Origin of the sequence: Staphylococcus sp. GDX8P54P, assembly GCF_017893165.1 — a bacterium.
In the GTDB taxonomy this organism is placed as follows: domain Bacteria; phylum Bacillota; class Bacilli; order Staphylococcales; family Staphylococcaceae; genus Staphylococcus; species Staphylococcus borealis.
This window is the reverse complement of record NZ_JAESMM010000008.1, coordinates 92,693-100,744: the sequence shown is the minus strand read 5'-3', so window position 1 is coordinate 100,744 and position 8,052 is coordinate 92,693. Positions and strand designations below refer to the sequence as shown.

Annotated in this window: 11 protein-coding genes; 9 read left to right on the top strand and 2 right to left on the bottom strand. The window is 31.6% G+C overall.

Features of this window, described 5'->3' with window-relative positions; all coding sequences use genetic code 11:
* Positions 1-71 precede the first annotated feature (71 nt).
* Together KA909_RS03660 and KA909_RS03655 are read right to left on the bottom strand one after the other, a co-directional pair.
* On the bottom strand, positions 72-287 hold the full coding sequence (locus KA909_RS03660; RefSeq protein ID WP_053029487.1) for an SA1362 family protein: 216 nt from the start codon (positions 285-287) through the stop codon (positions 72-74).
* Between the two features lie 17 nt (positions 288-304).
* Positions 305-886, bottom strand: coding sequence for a putative periplasmic lipoprotein (locus tag KA909_RS03655; protein WP_053029486.1), 582 nt, complete (start codon positions 884-886; stop codon positions 305-307).
* Between the two features lie 103 nt (positions 887-989).
* Between KA909_RS03655 and KA909_RS03650 the strand changes: the two genes are divergently transcribed.
* From KA909_RS03650 to KA909_RS03610, 9 genes are all read left to right on the top strand, one after another.
* Entirely contained in the window at positions 990-2,048 is a 1,059-nt protein-coding gene (locus KA909_RS03650; protein ID WP_075109085.1) for a M24 family metallopeptidase, read from the top strand.
* A 27-nt stretch (positions 2,049-2,075) separates the two neighbouring features.
* The gene (gene efp / locus KA909_RS03645) at positions 2,076-2,633 is read left to right on the top strand and encodes an elongation factor P (RefSeq protein ID WP_053029484.1); all 558 of its coding nucleotides are present in this window, start codon (positions 2,076-2,078) and stop codon (positions 2,631-2,633) included.
* A 224-nt stretch (positions 2,634-2,857) separates the two neighbouring features.
* A complete protein-coding gene (gene accB / locus KA909_RS03640; RefSeq protein ID WP_070854978.1) occupies positions 2,858-3,337 on the top strand; it encodes an acetyl-CoA carboxylase biotin carboxyl carrier protein in 480 nt (159 codons plus the stop codon).
* Positions 3,337-4,692 carry an acetyl-CoA carboxylase biotin carboxylase subunit gene (accC, locus tag KA909_RS03635; RefSeq protein WP_210129965.1) on the top strand — a complete coding sequence of 452 codons (1,356 nt, stop codon included), beginning with the start codon at positions 3,337-3,339 and terminating at the stop codon, positions 4,690-4,692. The genes accB and accC overlap by 1 nt, the downstream gene beginning before the upstream one ends.
* Positions 4,693-4,704: 12 nt before the next feature.
* Positions 4,705-5,064: an Asp23/Gls24 family envelope stress response protein gene (locus tag KA909_RS03630; protein ID WP_053029481.1), complete on the top strand. Its 360-nt coding sequence runs from the start codon at positions 4,705-4,707 to the stop codon at positions 5,062-5,064.
* A gap of 30 nt (positions 5,065-5,094) precedes the next feature.
* Complete coding sequence (gene nusB, locus KA909_RS03625; protein WP_053029480.1) at positions 5,095-5,481, top strand: transcription antitermination factor NusB; 387 nt, start codon at positions 5,095-5,097, stop codon at positions 5,479-5,481.
* 18 nt (positions 5,482-5,499) lie between these two features.
* The gene (xseA, locus tag KA909_RS03620; RefSeq protein ID WP_193839297.1) at positions 5,500-6,837 is read left to right on the top strand and encodes an exodeoxyribonuclease VII large subunit; all 1,338 of its coding nucleotides are present in this window, start codon (positions 5,500-5,502) and stop codon (positions 6,835-6,837) included.
* On the top strand, positions 6,830-7,060 hold the full coding sequence (locus KA909_RS03615) for an exodeoxyribonuclease VII small subunit (RefSeq protein WP_053029478.1): 231 nt from the start codon (positions 6,830-6,832) through the stop codon (positions 7,058-7,060). Before xseA ends, KA909_RS03615 begins: the two co-directional genes overlap by 8 nt.
* The gene (locus KA909_RS03610) at positions 7,038-7,919 is read left to right on the top strand and encodes a polyprenyl synthetase family protein (RefSeq protein WP_193839298.1); all 882 of its coding nucleotides are present in this window, start codon (positions 7,038-7,040) and stop codon (positions 7,917-7,919) included. Before KA909_RS03615 ends, KA909_RS03610 begins: the two co-directional genes overlap by 23 nt.
* Positions 7,920-8,052: the final 133 nt, after the last annotated feature.

The following is an 8,052-nucleotide window of genomic DNA, read 5'->3' as shown; positions in this document are numbered from 1 at the left end:
AGTGGACAACGAATTTAAAAGAATTCTGTCCCACTCCCTTACTAGTCTAAGGTTTTAAAATCTTAGACGTATTATTTACGATGTTTCTTTTTATATTTTCTTGCAGCTCTTCTATATTTACGTTGATCTTCAGTTAAGAAGAAGAAATAGTATATTAAATAAATAATGATTGCGATAATTATAAAAGTAAAAATAGTTTTAGCAAATGACATCATAAACGCATTCAGATTTAAGATTAAGCCAATTGCTGCAATAATTAATACTAAATAAAACAATATATTTTTCAAAACAAAAACTCCTATATTTATGAATTATTGGACATGTTAACTTGAGATAGCTTTGTCTTACCTTTATTTAATTTATTAGAATTATTAGTTTCATATCCACTCTTTATATCTTTAAATGCTGATTGTAATTCTTTATTCATTTGTCTAATATTCTTATCTTCATTCTTATTGGCACTTGATAAATCTTTTGTTGAAATCGTGCCTTTATATTTACTATACGCATCATCAATATCGTTTGTTATAGTATTTAATTTTTCAAGATTTTGCTTTTTATCCTCTTTTTTCTTTTTAGTTAAATCTAGTTGATTATAATTACTAATCACTTTAGTAATATCCTGATAGTATTTTGAAGAAGCATCTAGAAATTTAGCTTCTTTATTGTTATCAACAGTTTTAGATACGTTCTTTTTATCTTTATTAAGAGCTTCAACTTGTGCTTTTTGATTACTTATATCTTGATTTAGCTGTTGGATATCTAACTTCAAGTTATGGTTTTCATCTCTTAATTTGGTTGTCTTGTCTTCCAAAGGTCCTAAATTTTGAGAGCCACAACCAACCAATAAACATGAAGCTCCTAGAATAACGATTAATTTTTTCATTAAAATCTCCCTAAACCAAAATCTCTTTATTTCTAAAATAATTATGCTATTATTTTAATGTAAATAGAGCAAATGTACAAACGTTATACTAGGAGTGATTTGTATGAATAAATTAGCAAAAGTTCAAGAACTACTAAATCATCATCAAATAGATGCTTTAGTTATCTTATCAGATTATAATCGAAGATATTTATCTGATTTTACTGGTACAAGTGGTGCATTAGTTATTTCAAAAGATCGTTATCAACTAATAACAGACTTCCGTTATATTGAACAAGCTACCGAACAGGCTACTCATTTCGAAATTATCAAGCGCAGTGGTGGATTAATTGAAGAAATCGTTGAAATTATCAATCATAACCAATTTAAGTCAATTGGGTTTGAAGGTCACTTAGTAAGTTACGATACTTACCAAACGTTAAATCAATCAAGCGCAAATTTAGTTTCAATTGGTGACGACATTGAAAAAATTAGAGAAGTAAAAACACCTGAGGAAATTGAGAAAATTAAATATGCTGCTAAAATAGTTGATGATACATATAATTATATCTTAGAAATTGCCGAGGCTGGCATGACTGAAAGAACATTAAAGGCGAAATTAGAGAGCAAAATGCTAGAATTAGGTGCAGATGGACCTTCATTCGACACAATTGTAGCATCGGGTTATAGAGGCGCCTTACCACACGGCGTAGCAAGTGATAAAGTTATTGAACAAGGGGATATGATCACGTTAGACTTTGGTGCATACTACAGAGGATATTGCTCTGATATTACAAGAACATTTGCTATAGGTGAACCTGATCCAAAGATGAAAGACATTTATAATATTGTTCTTGAATCCCAAATAAAAGCCATCAATGAAATTAAAGCTGGCATGACTGTGGCAGAAGCAGACGCTTTATCAAGAGATTATATTGCGTCTCATGGATATGGAGAAGCATTTGGTCATTCACTCGGTCATGGTATTGGATTAGATATACACGAAGGGCCATTATTGTCTAAAAATGCAAAGGGTACGATTCAAGTAAATAATTGTGTTACTATTGAACCAGGTATTTATGTAGATGGTCTTGGCGGTGTACGTATAGAAGATGATATTTTAATCACTGAAAATGGCTGCGAAGTCTTTACTAAATGTACAAAAGACCTTATTATTTTATAGAAAGCGCATATTTGAGGAGGAAACTGAATGATTTCGGTTAATGATTTTAAAACAGGTTTAACAATTTCTGTAGATAATGGCATTTGGAAAGTTATTGATTTCCAACATGTAAAACCAGGTAAAGGTTCTGCCTTTGTTCGTTCTAAATTACGTAATTTAAGAACAGGTGCAATCCAAGAAAAAACATTTAGAGCTGGAGAAAAAGTTGAACAAGCAATGATTGAAAATCGTCGCATGCAATATTTATATGCAGATGGTGATAATCATGTGTTCATGGATAATGAAACGTTTGATCAAACTGAATTATCAGCAGATTATTTAAAAGATGAATTAAAATTCTTAAAAGCAAACATGGAAGTTCAAATTCAATCATATGAAGGTGAAACAATCGGTGTTGAATTACCTAAGACCGTTGAATTAGAAGTTACTGAAACTGAACCTGGTATTAAAGGTGATACTGCTACTGGTGCAACTAAATCAGCTACAGTTGAAACTGGTTATACATTAAATGTACCTTTATTTGTTAATGAAGGTGATGTATTAGTAATTAATACTGGTGATGGAAGCTATATTTCAAGAGCTTAATTTATTATGAACGATAACTAGAGTCTTTCTGATTACCAATTAGAAAGACTTTTTTTAATACTCAAATCATGCATACAAAAAATTATAAAATATCAGAGTATCATTTATAATATTCATATAATGATATTAACTATTTGCCATAAAATGACACATGCTTGAATTGGCAAGTTGAGTCAAGTAAAATAGATTGGTAGATGAAAACTAAGTCGAGGAGTCAGTAACTTATGAATTTTAAAGAAATAAAAGAATTAATCGAAATTCTTGATCAATCAAGTTTAACTGAAATTAATATTGAAGATAATAAAGGTAGTGTAGTTAATCTAAAAAAACAAAAAGAAACTGAAATAATTACACCACAATATACACAACAAGCACCTTTAGCACCTGCTGCACCAACAATGTCAACACCAAATCAAAGTGTATCAGAAGCACCTGTTGAAGAAAATAAAAGTCAAGATGATGAATCATCATATCAAACGATTAATGCACCAATGGTTGGTACATTTTATAAATCTCCATCACCTGAGGAAGATGCTTATGTTCAAGTTGGTGATAAAGTTACAAATGAATCAACTGTATGTATTTTAGAAGCAATGAAATTATTTAATGAAATTCAAGCAGAAGTTTCTGGAGAAATCGTTGAAATATTAGTAGAAGACGGACAAATGGTAGAGTATGGCCAACCGTTATTTAAGGTGAAATAATGAAAAAAATCTTAATCGCTAACCGTGGCGAAATTGCGGTTAGAATTATCAGAGCTTGCCATGATTTAGGCATACAAACCGTTGCTATTTATTCTGAGGGAGATAAAGACGCATTACATACTCAAATTGCTGATGAAGCATATTGCGTTGGTCCTACTCAGTCTAAAGATTCATATTTAAATATTCCTAATATCTTATCTATAGCAACATCAACAGGGTGTGATGGTATTCATCCGGGTTATGGCTTTTTAGCTGAGAACGGTGACTTTGCAGAACTATGCGAAGCTTGCCAATTGAAATTCATTGGTCCTAGCTATGAATCTATTCAAAAAATGGGTATTAAAGACGTTGCAAAAGCTGAAATGATTGCTGCCAATGTGCCAGTTGTGCCAGGAAGCGATGGACTTGTCACATCTATAGAGGATGCTAAACAAATTGCTGAAGAAATCGGCTATCCTGTAATTATAAAAGCGACAGCAGGCGGTGGCGGTAAAGGGATCCGAGTGGCCAGAACAGAGAAAGAACTTGAAAATGGCTATCGAATGACCCAGCAAGAAGCAGAAACTGCTTTCGGTAATGGGGGACTTTATCTTGAAAAATTTATCGAGAACTTCCGCCATATCGAAATTCAAATAATTGGTGACCAATACGGAAATGTAATTCATCTCGGAGAAAGGGATTGCACGATTCAGAGACGTATGCAAAAGTTAGTTGAAGAATCACCATCACCTATATTAACAAATGAACAACGTGAAGAAATGGGAAATGCTGCAATTAGAGCTGCTAAAGCAGTAAATTATGAGAACGCAGGTACAATTGAATTTATTTATGACTTAAATGACAATCAATTTTACTTTATGGAAATGAACACGCGTATCCAAGTTGAACATCCGGTTACTGAAATGGTTACGAGAATAGACTTAGTTAAATTGCAATTAAAAGTTGCGATGGGTGAAACATTACCATATACACAAGATGATATTACTATTAATGGGCATGCGATTGAATATCGTATAAATGCTGAAAATCCATATAAGAATTTCATGCCTTCTCCTGGTAAAATTACCCAATACCTTGCGCCTGGAGGTTATGGTGTGAGAATTGAATCAGCTTGCTATACGAATTATACAATCCCTCCATATTACGATTCTATGGTTGCTAAGTTAATTGTACATGAACCTACTCGTGAAGAAGCGATTATGACTGGAATCAGAGCATTAAGCGAGTATTTAATTTTAGGAATCGATACAACAATTCCGTTCCACTTGAAATTAATGAATAATGATATTTTTAGAAGTGGATCATTTAATACAAATTTCTTAGAGCAATATAATATTATGAATGACAATGAGTAGGAGGTAGTATAAATGGTTAAAGTGGCAGATTATTCAAATTCAAATTTAGGTAAAATTGAAATTGCACCAGAAGTTATCTCTGTAGTTGCAAGTATTGCAGTATCAGAGGTAAACGGTGTTACCGGACATTTTGCAGAATTAAAAAATAGTAATATTGAGAAAATGAGTCGAAAAAATCTCAATAGAAATTTAAAAATAGATGTTAAAGAAGATGGCATTCAAATTGATGTATATTGCTCTATTAAACATGGTATCAATATTTCTAAGTTTGCGAGCAAAATTCAAACATCCATTTTCAACTCAATTAAAACAATGACTGCAATCGAGCCTAAAGAAATTAACGTTCATATCATGCATATCACTGTCGAATAATATAAAGATTACATTAACAAGGAGTTATTTATGAGTCGAAAAGAATCAAGAAAGCAATCATTTCAAACTTTGTTTCAGTTAGAAATGAAAGATACAGAATTAACTATCAATGAAGCAATCAATTTTATTAAAGATGATGAGCCAGATTTAGACTTTGAATTTATACACTGGTTAGTGACTGGTGTAAAAGATCATGAACCGGTTTTAGATGATACGATCAAACCATATCTTAAAGATTGGTCACTTCAACGTTTGCTAAAAACAGACCGTATTATACTACGTATGGCTACATTTGAATTATTACACAGTGATACACCACCAAAAGTAATCATCAATGAAGCTGTAGAATTGGCAAAACAGTTTAGTGACGATGAACATTATAAATTTATTAACGGTGTGCTAAGTAACATAAAATAATTAATTTGAGTGATGACTATGTCTGAATACTTAAGTGTAACAACATTAACAAAATATATTAAATACAAATTTGACCAAGACCCACATTTACAGTCTATTTTGCTTAAAGGCGAACTATCTAACTTTAAAAGGCATTCTAGCGGACACCTTTATTTCAATGTTAAAGATAAAGATAGTGTCATTAGTGCAATGATGTTTAAGGGCAATGCTAGCAAACTTACTTTTGATCCTAAAGAAGGTGACGAAGTTCTCTTAGAAGCACGTGTTTCAGTATATGAGCGACGTGGAAACTATCAAATTTATGTCAATAAGATGGAATTAGATGGTATAGGGAACTTGTATCAAAAGTTAGAACAATTAAAGATAAAATTAAAAAAAGAAGGCTATTTTAGTAATAAATATAAAAAGCCTATTCCCCGGTTTCCTAAAAAAATTGCGATTTTAACTGCAAGTACTGGTGCAGCAATTAGGGATATTGTGTCTACAATCAATAGCAGATATCCTTTAGTTGAAAAAATTCAATTAAGTACTTTAGTGCAAGGAACTCAAGCAAAAGAAGATATTATCGAAAAAATAAAACACGCTGACGCGCTTGGCGTCGATACTATTATAGTTGGTCGTGGTGGTGGTTCTATAGAAGATTTATGGAACTTTAACGAAGAGGATGTTGTGAAAGCAATCTTTGAATGTCAAACTCCTATTATTTCAGCTGTCGGACATGAAACTGATTTTACATTGAGTGATTTTGTCGCTGATGTAAGGGCAGCAACACCTACTCAAGCTGCGGTCATCGCTACACCCGATCAGTACGAATTGATGCAACAAATTAAACAATATCAATTTTCGCTTTCAAGATATATAAAACAATATCTTGAAAAACAACATAAACAGCTCGACCATTTATCATCGTATTATAAATTTAAACAACCTTCATTATTATATGATCAACAAATTCAACGAAAAGATGATTTAGAAAAGCAATTATCTCAATTAATATCATCTAAAATTGAAAGTAAAAAGTATCAAATTAAAGTACTTCGTCAAAATTTTAATTTAAAAGCTTTAAAGCAATCCATTACGCAAAATAATAAACACTTAATGAACATTAATAGTCGATTAACAAACTTAACAAAGAAAAGTATTCAAAATAATCAATTAGAGCTCAAAAATAAAATTGAACTATTAAACAACTTAAGTCCGACTAATACAATGCTAAGAGGCTATACTATTATTAATAAGAACGACCAAGTGATTACAAGTACACAAGACTTAAATGAAAATGATGAAATTACATTAGCAATGAAAGATGGTAGCGTTGATGCTATTGTTAAAAAGGTTAGGTGTGAACATGAGTAAAGATCAACAAAGTTTTGAAGAAATGATGCAAGAATTGGAAAAAATCGTTCAAAAGTTAGATAATGAAACTGTATCTCTTGAAGAATCACTAGAGTTATATCAGCGAGGAATGAAACTTTCAGCCACATGTGATGCAACGCTAAAAGATGCGGAAAATAAAGTTAATCAACTTATTAAAGATGAAGCAGAGGATGAAGATAATGACAAAGATGTCAATGAATGAGTTAATTGAACAAATTAATAGCGCTCTTGACGGTGTAATTAAACCTTCACCATTAAATACCAATCTTGAAGAAAGTATGCAGTATTCACTTAATGCAGGTGGTAAAAGAATAAGACCGCTACTTGTTTTCTTAACGTTGGATGTATTAAATCAAGATTATATCAAAGGTAAACAAACGGCTTTAGCATTGGAAATGATTCACACATATTCTTTAATACATGATGATTTACCTCCTATGGATAATGATGATTATCGTCGTGGAAAATTAACAAATCATAAAGTTTATGGTGAATGGAAGGCTATTTTAGCTGGAGACGCACTTTTAACGAAGGCTTTTGAAATCGTTGCTGACGATGAGTTATTAGAACCAGAGGTTAAAGTAAAGGTGCTTTCAAGATTAGCTCACAATAGCGGTCACTTAGGTATGGTTGGTGGCCAAACATTAGACATGCAAAGCGAGGATAAACCTGTTGATTTGGAAACCCTTGAACAAATACATAAAGCTAAAACAGGTGCATTATTAAAATTTGCGATATTAAGTGCTGCCGATATTGCAAAAGTCGATCAATCGACGTCACAATTACTTGAATCATTTAGCGATCATCTAGGTCTAATGTTCCAGATTAAAGATGATTTACTAGATGTGTATGGTGATGAATCTAAGTTAGGTAAAAAAGTAGGTAGTGATATTGAAAATCACAAAAGCACTTATGTTTCATTATTAGGAAAAAAAGGTGCAGAAGATAAACTTGATTTCCATAAAAATGCTGCCACTGAATCAATTAAAAAGCTCTCTGAGCAATACGATATTAAGCCTTTACTAGATGTCGTTGATTTATTTTACACTCGTGATCATTAAGTTGAACGAATAAGAACCCTTTAAAGTTATTGTTTTATACATCAGCTTTGAAGGGTGTTTTAATACTTTATTTTAATGACTAGGTGCTCGTTATTATTATTATTAAAAATTTACATAATTATTTATAAATATA